Source organism: Halalkalibacter sp. AB-rgal2 (assembly GCF_041821005.1).
In the GTDB taxonomy this organism is placed as follows: Bacteria; Bacillota; Bacilli; order Bacillales; family Bacillaceae_D; genus Halalkalibacter.
This window is the reverse complement of the sequence record NZ_JBGUAV010000008.1, coordinates 111,966-130,593: the sequence shown is the minus strand read 5'-3', so window position 1 is coordinate 130,593 and position 18,628 is coordinate 111,966. Positions and strand designations below refer to the sequence as shown.

Below are 18,628 nucleotides of genomic sequence, written 5' to 3'. Positions count from 1 at the left end.
TCTTCATTTCATTCAATGTCAGTGACATACAAGAACTTGGTTTTCATACCCCAATAGGCATGTAACCTTGTTACTCCGTACCATATACTTCATCAATTGCTGCTTGGAATGATGATTTATATGTTTCAACAACAGTCGATACGGATGTTCCTTCATTTAGTTCACCCTCAAACTCGTAATACTCTAAATTCGGAAATGTATGATGATCAAGCACAATCAAATTAGGAGCAACCATCAAAACATTTTCAATATCTTCTTCGTTAACAAATAATGACTCATATGAAGCTTGACCTGGGTAATCATATATTGAATCAATATCGTTTATCTTCTCCCAGATATAAAGGAGCTGTTCTGGATTTTCAACTGCTTTTGGAATCGTTAATGCTTGTAATAATGCCTCAGCTGAGTGATACGTATCTGCGCTAGGTCCTTTTGGAAATGGTACAAACCCTATATCATAATCAGCCATATCAGCTTGGATGCCAGACAATTCATGTAAGGCACCCGCGTACATTAAAGTATTACCCTGTCTAAAGAATTGCCCAGGCTCCGTCCAATCTCCACCTTCCGACGGTCTAGGCACTTGTTCCGTTGCAAGTTGAGAAGTAAAATTGAGTGCTTCAAGTGTAGCCGGGTCTTCTAGAATCTCTTGATTTCCATCCGTTAATCCCGTATTGTTTGAATACAATGCATGTACAAGTAGCCCAGCATTTGCAAGTCCCCACGTATCGACACTTCCATCGTTATTCGTATCTTTATTAGCTTCTTTGGCAACATCAATAAATGTATCCCAATTCCAATTATCTTCATCTACGTATTCTTGAAGAGGCTTCATCCCAAGCTCATTCATTAACGTCCGATTATAGAAAATCCCTTGCACTAAATTAGTTTGATCTTCTGTAAATCCATATCCCCGACCTTCATATGTGTAAAGCTCGTTAGTCATAAGTTGATTAAATGCATTAGAGTTTTGCGTATACTCATCGATTGGCCATAGTAAATCTTGTTGTACGAGTGCTGGTATTGTATAGGTTTTGCCTAGTCTAACAATATCTCCAATTGGTTCACCAGCTAAGAGAGAAGCTGTGACACGCTCTTGATATTCTTCATAATCAATCGCAATATATTCAATTTCAAAATTATGCTTATCCATTAATTCCTCTAGATTTTCCTGACGCTGAATATTATCTGGGTTATCTGTATCAATTGTCATATCCCACCAAGATACAACCTTAATCGTTTGGCCACCCAAGTCAAAATCCATTTCTGGTGTTCGATACACCTCATCCTCTTGTGATGCTTCATCATCTGTTTCCTCTATATCACCATTTTCAGAAGTATCTTCAGCATCGTTGATCACATCACGTTCAACATCACCATCTGCTGCGTTGTCACTACAAGCAATTAATAATAAGACCAAAACCAACATGTATAGCATTGTTTTAAAAAATCTCATTTAAATCCCCCTCAATCGTTTTATTTGTTGATACACCGATAAATATAGCGCTTTCATAAAAAGGTAACAACCTGCCAATAATTAGTTAAAAACCGGTCTAATTCTAGTTTGTATTTTTATTTTTTTGGTCGATTAATCTTTTTTATTTAAGTTATAAAGATTTGTGTGCAATATAAAGAAAAGCCTATTTTTTTTCGCTATCACATTATTCATAATGAAAGCGTATTCATTGTGAATTCATATCAAATGTTACTGAAGGAGGGAAGCTTGTGTATAAGGTGCTGCTTGTTGATCCAGAACACAATACAAGGAATAATATAATGAAAATGCTCGATTGGAATCATTACGGCTTCACCTTTCAAGACTACGCAGAGACCGAGATAAGCGCCCTGAATTTATTTAACGAACGACATTATTCAATTATTATCATCAACATGACTCAAATGAAGGATAAAGGTTTACTTGTATGTGAACGAATTCGCGAGATAAGCTCTATTCCTATTTTATTAATCGGAGGAAATAAGGACTTCCAGCTTGTTCGAAAGGCACTTAACCTTCAAGTTAATGATTACTTGCCAAATCCAGTGAACCCAGATGAGCTTTCAGCTAGTTTACTTACAGTCAAACAAGCCATTGAGAGGAAGCTTTTTTCTAGTAATCGAAATGCGAAGACTGCCAAAAGAGTATTCGATTCACCTAAGCGAACAACGAATATTATTGAAAGGGTAAAAGACTTTGTGGAAGAAGCTATCAATGAGAATATTACGTTAAAGGAGATTTCAGACACTTTACATTACAACTGCTCCTACTTAGGTCAAAAATTTAAAAGTCAAGAAAACATGACCTTTAATGAATACTTGCTTCAACGTCGAATGGAAAAAGCAAAATACTTACTTCACCATACAAACATGAAAATCTATGAAATTTCTTACAATGTCGGCTATACGGACTTAGACTGGTTCTATAAAAAATTTAAGCTCTACACTGGAGTCAGCGCCTCTGAATATAGAAAATTACAAAGCAAAGCACAGTAATAAAAAATATCAAGCTAATGATTTCAGACTACCGTTATCATGATGAAGAAAACAAAGAGGCTGGTCAAAAGTATTTTAAAAAATGAGAAACCGAACAAGTCTAGAATGGAGCACATCCACCGCTTCTGCAATATACTTCGCTACGTGCTCTACATGTTCGGATTCTCAGCTAAACACTTTTGTTATGTCCCAGCCTCTTAAACCATTATTGCTCAAACTGCCAATAGTCCATCTTACATAACTTATCAGCTTGAATACCGGTATAAATAATGTACAAATCATGAATTCCCTTTACTCCTCGGACCTCAATACTTACGGTTTGCCAATGTTCTGAGCTATCTACAAGTGGTAAGGATACGTTACCTATTACGATCCCATTGGGATGATCTAACCTTAGCTCAAGACCTCCTACATCCGATTCATTACATATTCTTGCTGTAAATGTTGAAGCTCCTTCACCGAAATCAACGTTAGCTACTGCTGTCCATGCTCCATTTTCCAACGCCGTAACAGCTAAATCACTATTAGACACAGGTTCTACCTGAATACCGGCACTCCATGCCATCGTCTCTGCCTCAACACGTGTGTATGGATCTAAGCATTTGAGTGGTTCAACGCCCTCCATATCAGCTGTAATGGCCTGAATTAACCCATCTGCATGAAACGAAACTTGATTTAAATGTGTCGAACGATAACCCTTTGAAAATCCCATTGCTTTAGAGAGAGTTTGTGCATGATAAGCAATATACCACTGATCACGGAATTTAAAAATGGCATGATGATTATTTCCACTCGTCCCAAAAAAGTGACCAGGATTTTTTAATATTGTCCCTTCGTATGTCCATGGCCCCATTGGACTTTGACTTGTCATATAGGCAATCTCACCTGCTGGTGGACTTCCTGTTGGGCGATCGCCATCATAAAAGTTTGAGCAATAAGTAAAGTAATACGTATTGCCAACTTTATTAATTCCTGCATCCTCAAACATAAAAGGAGCAGAAATAGGAACAGCCTTACCTACGACACTCGTCATATCTTCTCCAAGCTCCATAACTCGAGCTGTATCTGGCCATTCATATTGTCCTTCAGGCACACCACCACCAAAGTATATGTAGGCTTTCCCATCATCATCTACGAGAACCGCTGGATCGAAAAGCCACGTCACATCTTCTACACCTGGAGTACTTCTTAAAATAAGAGCCTTCCCAATTGGGTCCTCCCACGGGCCTGTCGGGCTGTCACTCGTTAGTAGACCTATACCGCTTGCATTATTAGCAAAATAAAGAAAGAATTTGTCCTTACCATTAATGACTTTATGTGTAGCTGCTGGAGCCCATGATTGGGTGGCCCATTTGGCAGCACCCTCTTGGCCTGCCACATTGATGATTCCATGATCTGTCCAATTCACTAAATCATCAGATGAAACGACACTCAATTTATTTATTGATCCATATGAATTTTCAAGAACTTGATTATTATCATCGTATTCTAGTACATCATTCGTCGCATATAAATACACACGATTCTCAAAGACGAGTGCATAAGGATCAGCACCGAATTTATGTGCCGTAATCGGATTACCATTTCGAGGAACTTTCCCGATCGCACTAGCTACCTGAACATCGTTATCGTTCTTTTTTCCATTCACTGCATTTACTTGTATGTGTTTCTTCATTTTATATGGTCAACTCCTAGTCATTTTTTCAAAGCCTCTCTCATTAAACAAACGAACAGATCATTTATAACGTATTACAAATACACCTCCCGAAGTATTCTCAAGAAAGTGTATCGTGTGCATGATCTACCAACAACCTGTCAAATGCTTTTAATTTAGCCCTGTAATTTCTAGGTTAGATCGACTCTGTTTCTAATAAAAACATCGCATTTTGTTTCATCACCCTTTAAAATAGAATTATGTAGAAAACGATTTTACTTTGGAGGGGCAAACGATGAGTCAACCAATTGTATTTTCTGACAAACCACTTTCTAAAGAGATTCAAACCTATCTCGCAAATCACGTCAAACTAACGATGTGGGAAGAGGCGCACAAACTAAAGAGGGAACAACTATTTGAGAAGCTTCAGGGTGTAGATGGATTTATGACAAGTGGTGAACTGATTAATGAGGAGCTTCTTCAAAAAACTCATAGCCTTCGTGCAGTTAGTACCATTTCGGTTGGCTATGATCATTTTGATCTAGATGCGATGAGAAAGCATCAAATTATCGGAACACATACTCCATACGTTCTCGATGATACTGTTGCTGACCTTGTTTTAAGCTTAATGTTAGCTACAGCACGACGAATTCCTGAACTCGATGCTCTAACGAAAAGTGGTTGTTGGAAAAAAGGAGACTCTAGACAGCTATTTGGGGTCGATGTTCACCATAAGAAGCTTGGAATTATTGGTATGGGGAGAATTGGAGAGAAAATTGCGAAACGAGCAAAATTTGGATTTGATATGGATGTTTCTTATTTTAATCGAAATCGGAAAGAGGATGTGGAACAGCAGCTCGGTCTTCACTATCAAGAATTAGAAGTATTACTTAGTGAGTCAGACTTCATCGTACTCATGGTTCCACTAACAAATGAAACGAAACAATTTATTGGCGCACACGAATTTACGTTAATGAAGCCAACATCGATTTTCATCAATGCTTCGAGAGGACAAACAGTCGATGAGGAAGCGATGACAGAAGCACTATTAACAGGAGAAATTTTAGCAGCAGGGTTAGATGTGTATGAGCAAGAGCCAATCCATCCAACTAACCCGTTACTAAACTTAAAAAATGTCGTTACATTACCTCATATCGGTTCCGCTACAAGCGAAACGCGAGATGCTATGGCGATGTTAGCTGCGAAAAATATCGTAGCCGCACTAACAGGAGCTGGAGCATGCTATAAAGTACAGAATTAGTAAAAGCTTTTTTATCCTTCCAGAAAGGGGTGAACGATGCCAGGTAGCCATATCTTTTTCTAGAATAAAAAGATAATGGAGGGAAAATGAATGAAAACAACATTGGAAACAGAACGATTACAATTACGGAAGATGAAAACATCTGATGCACCACACCTTTTCAGCATTTGGTCAGACCCGACCGTAACAAGGTATATGAATATTAGTGGTTTTGATTCTGTCGAGCAAGCCACAACGATGATTACTCACCTCAGTCAACTAGCTAATGAAAATCAAGCGATTCGCTATTCCATTATTCTCCAAAAGACTGGAGATATTATTGGCTCATGCGGATTCAACCACTTTGACTTTACAAATGAACGAGCAGAGATTGGCTACGAATTAGGAAAGCATTATTGGGGACAAGGATATGCAAATGAAGCCATATCAACTATCATCCATTATGGTTTTAAAGAATTATTATTAAATCGAATCGAAGCCAAAGTCGAGCTTGAAAATCAGCCTTCAATTAAGCTATTGGAGCGACTAAACTTCACTTATGAGGGGCTTTTAAGACAGGTTGAAAAGTATGAAGGGACGTTTCATGACCTAGCTCTTTATTCAACATTAGCATGTGAACAAACCGACTTATAAGCTACAATCACATATTTAAGGGCATTGAAAAAGGTAGAAAAACTTTTTCAATGCCCTCTTTCTTCACTACAATCCAATTGGAGCGATATATTGATTTCATTAGGCTAAATAGTTTTTAATTACTTCATAAAGGTCTACTTATTGCGAATCGCCAAAAAATACTTTCCTTGCACAATAATTAAAACAATACTCATCGCAATAACCGAAAACAACTGATTATGTTCTGTCAAAATTGAATAAAGCACCGAAAAAATAATTGCGATAATTAATGCTACTGGTAGTAAATGGTATGCTTTATACAGTCCATTTAGCATCACATGTCTTTCACCATCGTCAGATGCTGCTAATAATTTTTCTGTATAATCGGGATCAGAAAGCTTTGGTAAGTTTCTCTCAGGATAACTGACTCTCATTAAATGCATCATATAAGCCGTAAAGCTGTAACTGACAATTATAAGGACAATCGAAATGATCGTATAAGCGATATGCAATGACATAATAATTCCAATACTTAACGTTAAAATCGCGATAATCGTACTTGTATAGATTAATATAGATTGATCGGCACCTTTTCGGTATTTTAGGACATCAACCTTATCTTCCTCCTCTCCTTCAAAATCCATAGCATTAAGCTTCTTCACTTGTCTAAATGAAATAGTTGTTGCTATAAGGAATACAACAATACTAGCAAAAAGAAAGATGACAATTTCATTCGTATATTGAGAAAGATCGATAGCAAAATTGCCTAAAATAATCATTGCTCCTAAAAACCCTAAAACACCACCGATTGCAAACTGCTGTAATGTTCTTGCTAATGCCTTCATTTATAATTCATCCTCCTCAAAGAAAAATACTTGTTCAACAGGCTCACTAAAAATGCGAGCAATTCGTACAGCGATAAGCAAGGAAGGGATAAATTCCTCACGTTCGATTAGACTGATCGTTTGGCGGGATACTTTTGCAAGCTTTGCTAGCTGCGTTTGATTCATACGATCACGTGCCCTTAACTCCTTTAACCGACTTTTCATTTATGATCACCTCCATTACATTGTAAATGATCTTAGCTTTTTTGACAAGTAAAATTGTCAAAAAAGCTAAGATCGTAGTCATATATATATAAATTTTGATACCTTTCATATGTTATCAAGGAAATAAAAAATGGGCAGCTTTAATGCTGCCCGAACAGAAGCCACTGAAAAAGTGAAAATCGCACTTTTTCAGTGACCTTTAAGTAATGTGCGTAGCCGTTGCCCGATTTTGAAAGCCTTGTAATGAGTGGGTTTCTCATAGCAAGGCGCGCAACGAGTGGAGCCATTACTCTTCTTTAAGTTACGCTGGCGCTCCGAACTTTAGCCTAGGAACAGCCATACATGAATATGTCGACACTTGCCAACGATCTGTTAGATGATCTAGAAACAATTCTAACCGAAAGCCAAGACCGAAATAAATTAATTACGTTATCCAATATTAAATACAAACATTGCAACCGCAAACGTCCGTCACTTCTATGCGCTAACACGTAAACTATCGCTAGAAGTAGACAGGCAGCAGTTTACGGTGCGTTTGTTCACATTATATTTGTGGTTTAACGGCTTGAATAACAGCCGAAATGATATAATTTTCGATCTGCTGTCCAGGAACCCAATCTTTAATAAACGCTTTTGATTCATTCTTCGTTTCAATCTCAATATCTTGAAAACCGCTCTGGATTAACATACGCTTTATTTCATTGATAGACGAAGCACCGGATATGCAACCCGCATACATTTGATCTTGATCATTTTTGATCGGGTCAGGCAGCTCGGCTGTCGTTACAATGTCGGAAATCGCAAGGCGACCGCCGGAGTTTAGAACTCGAAACGCTTCATCGAATACCAGTTGTTTGTCTGTAGAAAGATTAATGACGCAATTGGACATGATGACATCCACCGTCTGATCCGGTACCGGCAGATATTCAATTTCCCCTAGCCGAAATTCCGTATTCACAAACCCGCCTTTATTCGCATTATGACGCGCACGACTTACCATTTCTGGTGTCATATCGACGCCGATCACACGCCCCGTCTGGCCCACTTTTCTAGAAGCGAGAAAACAATCGAATCCCCCGCCGCTGCCCAAATCCAGCACAACTTCACCTGGCTTCAAGGCAGCAATTGCTTGCGGATTGCCACAACCTAACCCAAGGTTTGCCCCGTCTGGCACCATCGTTAATTCTTCAGGTGAATACCCCAATTGAGCCGATGCACCACTCGTTGATGTGACATTTCGGGAATCACTACAGCACGAAGAGGCTCCCATTTCTTGAACTGCAATTTCTTTGTAACGACTCCGTACATTTTGACGGATTTGATCTTTGCTTACTTCCTGACTCATAAAATTAACTCTCCTTTTATTTTGGATTACCCTCACGCACGTCTGCTATGCGTTAAGGGGTTTAAGCTGTCTATCGGTAATATGTTCAACGTATGCTGCTGCGCTCTTCGTGATCGAGGCAGAATCAAGCCAAACAGCTCCATGTAGCACAAAATGAACTAAAAAATTCATCCCGGTTAAATTCGCCGTCGCCTGGAACGGCCTTGTCAATTCGCTTACAGTAAAAAGATTTTTTCCGCCTGCTCGGTAGTCTTGTTCTTGGCCACCTATCGAGATCGCTAGAACCAATTCTTTGCCATGTAAAGCGCTACCGCCAGTTCCATATGCCCAACCATACATCAAGACATCATCCATCCATTTTTTAAGCAAAGGGGGGGAGCTGTACCAAAACAACGGAAATTGAAACACAATTCGATCATGAGCCAACAACAATTGTTGCTCGCGAGAAACGTTGATCGTTTCATCCGGATATTGTTCATACAGATCATTAATCGTAACAGCCTGGGACTGCTCCAACTCTTGCTTCCAGCTAGCGTTTACACGTGAGCATTGCATATTGGGATGCGCAATATTTACGAGAATCTTCATGATTTCCTTCTCCTTCCTGTCCATCATCCTGTTTGCAAGAAACGTCCGATATGACGAACAACGTATTTCGCGTCAGGCCCCACCCCCCTTAAGGTTGCAGAAGCAAAGGAACGCTGACCTTCCAAGCCTACATAGTACAGCCCCGGTACGGTCTGGCTAATGCCCGCCGTATGCAATGGCCTTCCTTCCCCATCAAGTGCACCAATTTCCTGAAAGTACGTAAGTCCCGGGCGGTATCCGGTAGCAAAGATGACCGCATCGACTTTCTCCTGTAACCCGTCCGGCCAAATGACTCCGGATTCGGTAAAAGCAACGAACATATCCCGTTGATCGGGCTTTCCTGCTTCTAATCGCGCTTTGTAGTCACCTAAGTCAGCTGCGGCAGTGGGGATCGGCGCTTGCTTACCGAAACGCCAGAATTGAAAGGTATCTAAGCCAATAGCCTTAATCCAAAAGTGCAAGTCAATGCCAAATACTTTCTGGTTCACAAGCTTTACAGGCTGTAGAACAGCTAAGGAAGTATGGCTGCTCTCGGTCAGCTCCATCGCAATTTGAACCGCTGAATTCCCTCTTCCGACTACCAAAACTCGTTGATCCTTGTAACGATCCGGATTGCGATACGCGGAGGAATGAAGAATTTCCCCTTTAAAAATCTCTCTTCCCGTAATATTCGGAGTAAACGGATTGTGGAACGATCCAGTAGCGTTAATTATCGTTTTTGTCTGGTAAACGGCCCCTGCTTCCGTATGAATCGTAAACCCGTTGCCCTTCTCGATCCGGATGACCTTTTGATTCGGCTGAATCGGCAAATCGAAGGCTTTAGCGTAATTCTTTAAATACTGAATGACCTCATCTCGCAAAGGATAATGGGTGCGGTGTCCTGGCATTTTTAGCCCAGGCATAGACGAGAGCTGTGCGGGCGAAAAGAGCTTCAAGCTGTCGTAATAACGAGGCCACGATCCGAGAGCCCCATGGCTAGCCTCCAGTATCAAAAACCGTAGCTTCTTCTTTTTTAAATAATAACCGGAAGCAAGCCCCGCTTGCCCCCCTCCAATAACAATGACATCCCACATTTTATTCATCAAAATTCCCCCTTATTTCATTTGCATTTTACAAGTATTAGATACGTTTACTTAGATGCATTACTGCTCCGTTCCACTTTCCCTAAAATAAGAGCTACCGTTAATATCAGTCCTGCAGCCCCCCATGCAACCATTGAAGCCCCTGCCATTTCAATAATCATAAAACCAAGCATTGGGCCAGCAGCAGCTCCCAGATCAGAGACCATTAAGTAGTTTGAAATGACTTTATGTTTCGATGTTTTCGCTGTAACTGCATACTCGGCCATCGTTGCATCTAGTAGCATGGTGATCAATGTAGAGAGGATTAATAAAATGATTATGACCATGATCCAAGTGCTAACGGGCAGAGAAAGCGGAACGATGGCATAGAATACAGCTGCCAAACCGAGTCCGGTGATGAGCCACCTCTCTTTTGCGCGTGAACGATCTCTCCATTTTCCAACTAAAGGCGATATCAAAGGTTCCATTCCCCAGCTAAAGGTTAGCAACACAGCCGTTAGTGCCGCAGGGCCTAATGCGCCAAGCAGAAGCAACGTTGTAAAATCCCGTTCATCTACCCATAACCCGAGCGTAGATTTTAATACACCTTGAAAAATAAAGGTGATAAAGAACGTGCTGATGAGAAGATAAATAAAGACTTGCTTCTTTTTTAGGTGGTGTGCATCGTTGCTTGAATGTGCCATCTCATCATAATTGACGCTATATCCAAAATTTGAGGTTATCAATAAGGGAATGCAGATCAGCGCAACGATTCCGAAAATAAGCGAAATCCATTCTACTCCAATTAAGTCGATGCAAGCTCCCCCCACCAACATGCCAACCAAAGCACCTGAGCGAGACAACCCGTTATATAGCCCTGACAATCTTCCGGCATCACCCGTCTTCATCGCCGCTTCAACGACGATCAATTGTCCGCCTTGTCTTAAAAACGTCCATGCAATCCCCCATAAAACCCTTGCAAGCAACAGAGGCCAAAATGATTTCAATACGCCGTAAGCTATTGTAGACAATACCGTTAAGACTAGCCCAATCATAAAGCCTTGTTTTAAACTAAACTTCTTATAAAATTGATTCACAATTGGATGTAAAGGAATCCGTACAAAACGGTTAATGGATAGCAAAACTCCTACTTCCCACAATGACAACAAACCAAATTGCTCCCAATGAATCGGTAAGACCACATAAAGCATCATGTCTCCCAATAAACATATTGCCGTTATGAACGCCGCAAATTTCACCTGCGACGACGGTGCTGAAAGTTTTAAACCTTTTTCTGTCATATGCTAGCATACCGCCTTTTGAGTAATTGACTGAATGAGTCTAGAAGCCGAGTATCTACCTCCAACTAATTATTTGCATTTTACAAATATAAGGCAAAAGAATCACCCCACTGGGGGCGTACAGCACGTTCCAGATTTGGCCATAGCGTCATTAAGTAGCTTGATGGAACGGATCACCGTTTCTTTTTCAAATTCATTCATGTGGGAGAAAATTTCGTTCAAATACATCTTCATTTGTTCGTCAATGGTTGTCGCCACATATTTCCCCTCTGTCGTCAAGGAAAGTATTGATACTCTGCGGTCAGCCAGATCGGGCGTTTTCTGCACCAAGTTCATCTTAATTAAGGATTGAATCTGTCTACTGAACGTGGTTATATCCGTTCCCAAAGCTTCGGCTACCTGCTGAATCGACGGGTGATGCTGACGGTCGATTTCATAAAGAATATGGCTTTGAATTAACGAAATATCAGTACCACCGACCGAACAGCAATTTTTATCAAGAAAGCCGAATCGGCGCGTCATGATTTGAAATAGTTCGCGAACATTTTCCATTCTTATCACCTACCTCACTTTTAATTATATAGCATTTATTTGCAATTTGCAAGTATAAATCTAAAAGAAGCCGTAACTCGTCTTTCATGACAATGATCCCTACTCTTTTCTTATTTTGCGTTAGAAAATTTCTCTTCAATCGACTTTTACTTTCCTAAAGAGATCGATTTTCCGATGGATACTTCGCTCATTCACTCGTCTTTTAATCAATGGATGTATAACTTTACAAAAACAACTCACTCTAACAACAGGAGGTGAATCATTATGTCAAAAAAACAAGAGCAAAGCTTTCTTTTCATCATAACAGTCATTTCCATTGTATTCCTTCCTTTTGCCATCATCAAACGTTCTTTTAAGGATTGGATCATTGTATATTTAGTAAGTGTCATCGGTAATTCGTTTATCGATCGTTACTTAGTCTCTAAAGGCTACTTAGGTTACAATGTGAGACCGTTTAAAAAGCTGTTCTCCATTCATTTCCCATTTGATTTTATCCACTATCCATTAATGCTTCTATATTATAACCAGTGGACTCTTCACAACAAGCCTTTTATCAGTATCTTAAAGCTGTTTCCTTTTATCATCCCTCTAGTTATTGTCGAGACGTGGGCTGCTAAGAAATCGCACTTAATTAATTGGAAAAAAGGTTGGACCTGGTACCATTCTTTATGCAGTTTAGCTATTAAATTCCTTCTTTGTCGAAGCATCATTGCTACAATTCGTGTTGTAAACAACGGATCAGTATCGGTTAAATAATACAAGAAAAGGGAGTGCCTTTAAACCTCATACACTCCCTTTTACACCTACTTTAATCGAGAGCACTATAAAAAGTTAACTATTAAACCTTTTAATGCTCTCACCTTTTGTTTTATCAATGACGAACTAGAATACATACAAAGAAGCTGCTCTTCCATTATTATTTTTTTATCACCTGTTTGAATTGGCGTATTTATTCCATTTAGATTTACTTAGTTTTCATGAATGTAAAAACCAGAAATTTCTTCATGTTCATTAATAGATACACTAATAATCACATCTTGTCCTTCAAATAATCCTTCTAATATGACAATTGAGTACCCCTCAGCCTCTTCTGTTGACTGATATCTGTGATCAATATACGCTCCTAATTGCAACTCAATCTCTTCCCATGTCTGCGCTAATTCCGCTTCAGAAATTGCTTCACTCATTGTTTCATCAAATTGCTCAGCTGCTTCGTTATAGCTTCCATCAGCTAATTGCTGAATAAAGGATTCTGCTATTCGCTCTTTCCCTTCCGTACCTTCTGTATTCCCTGTATCCCCTTCTTCATTACTACAACTAGCTAACATTAACGCGATTAATCCTGCTGCAAAAACAGATACATATTTCTTCATGTTCATTCTACTTCCTCCCTTTTTCTTAATCGGATTGAATCCATACCCACTGGGCCATATCTTCTATGACTTCGTCAGCTACTATACCTGGTTGCTCATATTCACCGATCGTACCTTGATTGTCACCTCGTGATTCAATAAAAAAATGATTTAATTGTGGATAACTTTTAAAAGTAACTTTCTCTCGGCTTTCTAACGCTTCTTGCCATGCCAAGAAGTCAGCTTCATAGGTGACTTGAAAGTCGGTTTCCCCATGTAGGATCAGTACCGGTTTACTACTGCCTTCTAACAGCTCAACCGGATTATATTTGTCCATATCGAGTAAATAATAAGCTGGGAGCCCAAACACTTGAGTTGATTCAATTTCTTTGAGAGATAAATCATCTAACCTTTGCGCAAGTTCATAATGCTGCTCGACCTCTGTTATTAAAGACTCTCGCTCTGACTCATCAATCACATCACTATCAAGAAAGGCGATATTTTGATCATAGACAATTTCCCACATTGGACGAGGAGAACCAGCTAAAATCATAATCCCAGCAAAGTATCCTCCAGAATCGTCAACTCTCGGAGCTAACATCCCACCTTGACTATGACCGGCCACATAAACATTTGTTGAATCAATCCGTTCATCAGACTTTAAAAGGTTGCTAGCTCGAACTGCATCTTCCACTGTTTCTTCATGTACGGTAAAATGAGTCATTTCTTCTGGTGTTAATTGATCTCCATATGAATACGTACGCTTATCATAGCGTAATACTGCAATTCCACGCTCCGCCAGTCCCCATGCAATGTCTCGAAACGGCTTATATGAGTGAACAGCTGAATCTCGATCGCTCGGTCCTGACCCATGCACGAGAACAACTGCAGGTAGAGCTTGATCGATTTCACTTGGCATTGTGAGAACGCCTTCAAGTTCGAATTTCGTACCTTCTCCCACAATCAGTTCCTCTTCAATAATCGACTTAGGTACCACTGCACTGACCTCTCCACTTGCTCTATGTAAGCCGACCAGCTCCTGCTCCTTATTAAATATCATTCGAACATCCACACTCATATTTGTATATTGAATTTCTATTTCTACTACACTATGCTCTCCCCGCTCAGAAGCATCGATTGATGTCAATTGAACATAACGACCTTCTAAATCAATTTGCTTCTCCCAATTAGAAATGACACTTGAAAGTGACGTTGATTCTATCCATTCATTAGCACCATATTCATCATAAACAACTTCATATTCTTGCTTAATAAGTAGCTCAACTATTTCCTTTCCTAAGTCTTCCATCTCACCTTCATCAAACGAAAGAGATATGCAACCTGTAAAAATCATGACAATTAAAAAGATCATAATAGATACCAATCCTTGGTTACTCATCACCTTCACCACTTTTTATATTCAACATCCTTTCCCTCCTACTATGCAAAAGGATCACCAATTGTTTGTCTACCTATTTTTTACGAAAGAAAAGAAAAAAGGTTTCATACAAATCTAATATTCTCAAAAATTCACCTCTTCGCGAATTTCTAATGCTATGATATAATAAACAGGAAATTTTATACAACGAGGAGTTTAAACGAATATGTTACAGGCAACAAAGTTCGCAATTTACATAGCCGCTCTCTTTTTCATTGGATATGCATATGGATCATTAACAAAAGATACTTTCTTTGATAACTTTTTTATCATGCTGCTTTCTCTTTTCATTTTTATTTTCGTGGTCGAATCCATCTTTTCGGCTATTCAGAAAAAAACACCCTCAAAAGAAACTAAAGAAGAGGATCCTGAATCATGGAGTGCGATGATGGAAGAAGTGAAAAAAGACTTCGAAAGATCATGGGACCTTACATATGAAAATCACAGTCTCCATATCGTTAATAAATATAATAAAGAGCAGTTATTCATTGATGGAAAGCTCGTATCAGAATCGACAAGAGGTCAATGGTATTCATGGGGCATCCCATATCAAACGTTAAAAGCAAGCATTGAGGGCACAAACACTCCAATTGCTGTTAAGGTTAAATTAGGTGGCTGGTTCAGCTTAAATTGTAAAGTGTATATCAACAAGAAGCTCATTTTTAAACAAAGATTAAAATATGACTTGATAGCTGGTGGATTTAAAGACGAGGAATAAGAAAACAAGAGGGTGGTGCAATGATTAAACTAAACTTGCACCACCCTCTTATCAATTCATCCTATTGTTATAGCGCACTAATTTCAACCTCATTTGGACGATAAACGGCTGTTATTTCCCCATTTAAATTCGTGGCAAATAAAACCGAACGATCACTTTCAAGCGTAAATTGATAAGAAATCCCAGTCTCTGGATCCTCCACTTGCACCTCTACATCATGGGCTTCCTCCGACACAAATACAAATAAATTCCCTCGAGCAAATGTCAGCTTTCGTCCATATACGCCTAAATAGTTGCTTCCCTTTTCCCAGTGCAAATCCTTCGTAACATTAGCATCATCCAGTACTTTTTCATAAAGAGCTCGAAGTGAATCATCTCGATTATTTAATTCAATTGGTAATGGGCACCATACAAATGTTCCTTTTCCCATTTCCTGTGTACGGAGCTGCGTAGCTCGGCTTTTTGATTTCTGTTCATCCACTCCAATCTCTGTTTCAAGCTCGGCTAAACGGTTTTTGCCAAACGTAACAGATAACTGCTGGTCAGTTAAGAAGGATACGGGATATATTTCCCCATCAACCTCTAACCTTTCCTCTCGTATTATATTTCTTGAAATCGTCTTACCAAACATTGTTGTCCGTGGACGATGACGCCAATATTCATCTAAGTGAAGAGGACCTGTCCACAAAATCATTCCTCCATATTTTCTAACATGCTCACATAGCTTCTCATAAGCCGCTGTATGGAAATTATGAGCACTTGGTACGATGATTAGTTTTGGAGGATTATCATTTAAAGCATCTAAATGATATTCACTAAATGCTCGGAACGGAATACGTAAATCATAGGTTAAGACACGCGTTAATTTTGCGGTTGCTGAGAAGGCAAACTCTCGGTTAGATAGGTCATTCGAATAAGGGTATATAACTGCAACCTCTTCTAACTTACGGCTACGAAATAGCTCAGAAACCTCTTTTATAAATGAACCAAAGTCATATGAAACATCAGTCTCTGGCTTCTCTGTTTGATCAGAACGGATCGCACCAATATTCGATTCATTTATATTATCCATATAGTGATTCGTGTTCCATAACCATTGCACAGCTCCAGCCCCACCAGTCGCAAATCCATAAGCATATTTCCGCTCTAGGATGGACTTCAGCTCTATCTCTGATCGTTTTGAACGGCCATCCGGTCGCTCCACATGCATGATCCCCGTTTCTTGAACGACATTTGGCTTTAACGGATCTTTCGTAAAAAGACTGTCCCATACTAAATGATCCATTAACCACCACGAATGAACCGTCGTATAATCGACAGCCTCTGCATAAAAGAGTGGAGAAGGTCGTCTCCCTCCAAGTGCTTCATCCTGTCCAACTGTCACTAGCTGTTGCGGAGCAATGGTCTTTATCGTTTTCGTTAGCTCTCGTGCCCATTGATTGTGCATGTCCATCGAAAATAGCGAGTAATCAAGCCAACGATTTCCTTTTTTCTCTAATTTGTTAGTAGTACTAAAGTTTATCTCGTCATACTCGGGTAATTCTACTTCTTCAAAGCTCGTTACTTCATTTGGTGTCATATCCCAATGCTCTTGAAGCTGTTGAATCGTTGAGTGTCGCTCTCGTAACCAACCCCTAAATGCCTCACGCTCAAAGCGATCACCTGACGTCATAGGTCCTTTAAAAATTCGTTTCTCATCAAACATGGAAGGCTCATTGATTAAATCCCATTGAATATTAGTCGTTTCCTTATGTCGCATAACAACCGCTGAAATAAAGCGCTTCTGTGCCTCTACACTACGGGGATCTAGATACGGATTCTCCCCTTCCCATCGTTCAGGAGTAAATGAAAAGAAATTAAATGTCACTTCTAGATCATGCTTTTTTGCTGTTAGTATAAACGCATCGATCGCACGCATCACTTCTTCATAAGGATGTCCATCGACAAACATCACCTGTCGCCAGCCAGTCCATAATCCTGTACGAATATAATTTATACCTGCCTCCTTCATATGGCGCATATCACGATCCCATGTCGCTGCATTAGGTAAGAATAAATATTTCCTCGCCACATCTGACGTCATGTATGTCATACCAACAATAGGAAAGGGCTTCCCCTCCTTCTCGAAATAATCACGTCCACATGATAGAGGTTCTCCTTTCATTAGCAAATCTTGATCATAACCCCAAATCCCTTGATGTAACGTCCGTCTTTGCCCATCAGTAGCTTCAAGCTGACACATAAGATCATAATATCCTGGTTCAATTTCAAAAGGAATTGAATGTTGAATATATTGGATTTCGCTACTAGAGCTGATCTTCACTGCTTCGCTCCATTTATACGTTGTTTTTTCAGACGTTAATTGAAGACGAAACGTCCACTCTTGACCTTGATTTTTCTTTTGAAGCTCCTGTATTTGGATAAGAAGACGAATTTTCTCACCAGGAAAGTAGCTTGCGTAGTTTGGCTTCACCCATATTTCCGTTACTCCCATACTCGTAAATTCAGCCCATTCAACTAATGCCTCAACCCCACCTTTCTCCCAAAAGGTTGAGGTTACCTCCTGATTCACGAACATCCAACGTCCGCCTGTAAACTCTCCCTTCGTATGCTCTAGCAATACTGCTGGAGCAGCTACATGACGCCCCTCTTTTGATACCCCTTTTAATAGCGGATAGAAATGTGCATCCATCGGCCCACCAGAGCCATTTTCATTCGGCACGTCTTTTGTACGAGTAACGTGAAGCTGCATGCTATACGTTGACCTTACGTCAAATAAAGACTCTTTCCCCTGAAACAAATCAAAATCTTCATTTGCCACATAATGATTAATTCGATCACCTGCTACTTCTAACGTCTCAAGAATATGAAGCTGCCGATGATAGCCTAGTTGTTCAACCTCTAGTTTCCATTCCCCTTCTTCCTCATATACTGGAATTTTGAAAGGAGCACCTCCAAGATATACGAGCCCATTTCCATTATTTAAAAAACGTAAAATCTCTGTCCAACTATTCTTCGGGAAAAAGGCTCCGTGCATATGAATAATACAAGATGCTTCATCCAATGACTGATCCAATGATTGGGCATCAGCAATGATACAACTTTCTCTTAATCTCTCAATTATTTCTTTTGAAGGACGCTCCCCTTCATACGGGAACGTCTCATCATAGAAAACAACGACCTTCTCCATATATAACACCTCCGCTA

General features: G+C 39.7%; 17 protein-coding genes. 5 read left to right on the top strand and 12 right to left on the bottom strand.

All coding sequences use genetic code 11. The annotated features are described in order from the left end of the window. Positions 1-70: 70 nt before the first annotated feature. Positions 71-1,456 carry an ABC transporter substrate-binding protein gene (locus tag ACERJO_RS09035; protein ID WP_373647279.1) on the bottom strand — a complete coding sequence of 462 codons (1,386 nt, stop codon included), beginning with the start codon at positions 1,454-1,456 and terminating at the stop codon, positions 71-73. Between the two features lie 269 nt (positions 1,457-1,725). Here ACERJO_RS09035 and ACERJO_RS09030 point away from each other — a divergent pair, with 269 nt between their 5' ends. Continuing rightward, entirely contained in the window at positions 1,726-2,490 is a 765-nt protein-coding gene (locus ACERJO_RS09030) for a response regulator transcription factor (protein WP_247104287.1), read from the top strand. A 205-nt stretch (positions 2,491-2,695) separates the two neighbouring features. Here ACERJO_RS09030 and ACERJO_RS09025 read toward each other — a convergent pair whose 3' ends face one another. Continuing rightward, positions 2,696-4,165 carry a glycoside hydrolase family 43 protein gene (locus ACERJO_RS09025; RefSeq protein ID WP_373647278.1) on the bottom strand — a complete coding sequence of 490 codons (1,470 nt, stop codon included), beginning with the start codon at positions 4,163-4,165 and terminating at the stop codon, positions 2,696-2,698. Between the two features lie 274 nt (positions 4,166-4,439). On the opposite strand from ACERJO_RS09025, the gene ACERJO_RS09020 reads away from it, so the two are divergent. Both ACERJO_RS09020 and ACERJO_RS09015 read left to right on the top strand, forming a co-directional pair. Next, positions 4,440-5,405 carry a 2-hydroxyacid dehydrogenase gene (locus ACERJO_RS09020; protein WP_373647277.1) on the top strand — a complete coding sequence of 322 codons (966 nt, stop codon included), beginning with the start codon at positions 4,440-4,442 and terminating at the stop codon, positions 5,403-5,405. Positions 5,406-5,495: 90 nt separating this feature from the next. Then, positions 5,496-6,038, top strand: coding sequence for a GNAT family N-acetyltransferase (locus tag ACERJO_RS09015; RefSeq protein WP_373647276.1), 543 nt, complete (start codon positions 5,496-5,498; stop codon positions 6,036-6,038). Positions 6,039-6,172: 134 nt separating this feature from the next. On the opposite strand, the gene ACERJO_RS09010 is transcribed toward ACERJO_RS09015, so the two are convergent. From ACERJO_RS09010 to ACERJO_RS08980, 7 genes are all read right to left on the bottom strand, one after another. Continuing rightward, on the bottom strand, positions 6,173-6,862 hold the full coding sequence (locus tag ACERJO_RS09010; protein ID WP_247104295.1) for a DUF3169 family protein: 690 nt from the start codon (positions 6,860-6,862) through the stop codon (positions 6,173-6,175). After that, positions 6,863-7,066 carry a helix-turn-helix transcriptional regulator gene (locus ACERJO_RS09005; protein ID WP_247104296.1) on the bottom strand — a complete coding sequence of 68 codons (204 nt, stop codon included), beginning with the start codon at positions 7,064-7,066 and terminating at the stop codon, positions 6,863-6,865. It lies immediately after the preceding gene. Positions 7,067-7,610: 544 nt separating this feature from the next. Continuing rightward, complete coding sequence (locus ACERJO_RS09000) at positions 7,611-8,411, bottom strand: arsenite methyltransferase (RefSeq protein ID WP_373647275.1); 801 nt, start codon at positions 8,409-8,411, stop codon at positions 7,611-7,613. Between the two features lie 45 nt (positions 8,412-8,456). Next, positions 8,457-8,999 (bottom strand): NAD(P)H-dependent oxidoreductase, encoded by a 543-nt coding sequence (locus ACERJO_RS08995; RefSeq protein ID WP_247104298.1) that lies wholly within the window; start codon positions 8,997-8,999, stop codon positions 8,457-8,459. 23 nt (positions 9,000-9,022) lie between these two features. After that, positions 9,023-10,081 carry a flavin-containing monooxygenase gene (locus ACERJO_RS08990; protein ID WP_247104299.1) on the bottom strand — a complete coding sequence of 353 codons (1,059 nt, stop codon included), beginning with the start codon at positions 10,079-10,081 and terminating at the stop codon, positions 9,023-9,025. 47 nt (positions 10,082-10,128) lie between these two features. Further along, positions 10,129-11,361, bottom strand: coding sequence for an MFS transporter (locus ACERJO_RS08985; protein ID WP_373647274.1), 1,233 nt, complete (start codon positions 11,359-11,361; stop codon positions 10,129-10,131). Positions 11,362-11,463: 102 nt separating this feature from the next. Next, positions 11,464-11,913 (bottom strand): MarR family winged helix-turn-helix transcriptional regulator, encoded by a 450-nt coding sequence (locus tag ACERJO_RS08980; protein WP_373647273.1) that lies wholly within the window; start codon positions 11,911-11,913, stop codon positions 11,464-11,466. Between the two features lie 264 nt (positions 11,914-12,177). Here ACERJO_RS08980 and ACERJO_RS08975 point away from each other — a divergent pair, with 264 nt between their 5' ends. Then, positions 12,178-12,669 (top strand): CBO0543 family protein, encoded by a 492-nt coding sequence (locus ACERJO_RS08975; protein ID WP_247104302.1) that lies wholly within the window; start codon positions 12,178-12,180, stop codon positions 12,667-12,669. Positions 12,670-12,881: 212 nt separating this feature from the next. On the opposite strand, the gene ACERJO_RS08970 is transcribed toward ACERJO_RS08975, so the two are convergent. Together ACERJO_RS08970 and ACERJO_RS08965 are read right to left on the bottom strand one after the other, a co-directional pair. Then, positions 12,882-13,292, bottom strand: coding sequence for a DUF3887 domain-containing protein (locus ACERJO_RS08970; protein WP_247104305.1), 411 nt, complete (start codon positions 13,290-13,292; stop codon positions 12,882-12,884). 19 nt (positions 13,293-13,311) lie between these two features. Next, positions 13,312-14,664, bottom strand: coding sequence for an alpha/beta hydrolase (locus tag ACERJO_RS08965; RefSeq protein WP_247104306.1), 1,353 nt, complete (start codon positions 14,662-14,664; stop codon positions 13,312-13,314). Positions 14,665-14,869: 205 nt separating this feature from the next. On the opposite strand from ACERJO_RS08965, the gene ACERJO_RS08960 reads away from it, so the two are divergent. Next, positions 14,870-15,421, top strand: a complete 552-nt coding sequence (locus tag ACERJO_RS08960) for a hypothetical protein (RefSeq protein WP_373647272.1) — start codon at positions 14,870-14,872, stop codon at positions 15,419-15,421. 67 nt (positions 15,422-15,488) lie between these two features. Here the strand turns inward: ACERJO_RS08960 and ACERJO_RS08955 are convergent, their stop codons facing one another. Further along, positions 15,489-18,611, bottom strand: a complete 3,123-nt coding sequence (locus ACERJO_RS08955) for a beta-galactosidase (protein WP_373647271.1) — start codon at positions 18,609-18,611, stop codon at positions 15,489-15,491. Positions 18,612-18,628: the final 17 nt, after the last annotated feature.